Source organism: Halorubrum sp. SP3, assembly GCF_005435195.1.
In the GTDB taxonomy this organism is placed as follows: Archaea; Halobacteriota; Halobacteria; order Halobacteriales; family Haloferacaceae; genus Halorubrum; species Halorubrum sodomense.
In genome coordinates, this window is record NZ_SGTU01000609.1 from 1 (window position 1) to 279 (window position 279).

1 protein-coding gene is annotated in these 279 nt (G+C 49.1%); it reads left to right on the forward strand.

Annotation, left to right across the window (positions count from 1 at the left end; all coding sequences use genetic code 11):
• Positions 1-253 (forward strand): DUF3592 domain-containing protein (locus EXE42_RS17740; protein WP_137707123.1); only part of this gene is annotated, 253 nt, incomplete at its 5' end.
• Positions 254-279 lie beyond the last annotated feature (26 nt).

The window sequence follows — 279 nt, forward strand, 5'->3', positions numbered from 1 at the left end:
GTATAACGGAACTGAATATACTGGGACAAAAATCTATCCAGCAGATATTGAACAGAACTACGAAACGCAGTCAGGCGCCGAATCAGCCATTGAAGAGTACGAACAGGGCACACAGACAACCGCATATGTTTCTCCCGACGAGCCGGGAGATGCGTTTTTGAAAAATCAAACGTCGAACGCACCGATCATCGCGTTTGTGCTTGGCGGAGTATTCACCCTCTTCGCAACAGTTTCCGCCGTAAGGAAACTCTGACACGCTGAAACTGCGCTGAGGATGAG